General features: G+C 62.7%; 1 pseudogene. It reads right to left on the bottom strand.

Going from position 1 to position 236, the window contains the following annotated elements:
- A pseudogene (locus tag QCD68_RS17325) lies at positions 1 to 236 on the bottom strand (peptide ABC transporter substrate-binding protein); the annotation flags it as partial.

Genomic DNA, 236 nt, shown 5'->3' with positions numbered 1-236 from the left:
GCGTACAGCTGCTTGAAGACGGCGCCCATGTCCGGGTTGTTGAAGATGTACGGCATGTACGTGATCGCCCAGCCGGTCCAGGGGTCGACCACGTAGCCCTTCGACGTGAAGGAGTCCTTCTGCTCGAGGTCGGTGGCGTTGATGTAGCCGTAGTCGACCGCACCGGAGCGCAGGCCGTTCGTCTCGGCGTCCGAGGTGGTGAAGGGCAGCAGGTTGACGGTCTTGATCGACGCCTT

The organism is Curtobacterium sp. PsM8 (genome assembly GCF_030433875.1).
Lineage (GTDB): Bacteria > Actinomycetota > Actinomycetes > Actinomycetales > Microbacteriaceae > Curtobacterium.
The sequence above is the reverse complement of the archived record's forward strand: the minus strand, read 5'-3'. Positions and strand labels throughout refer to the sequence as shown.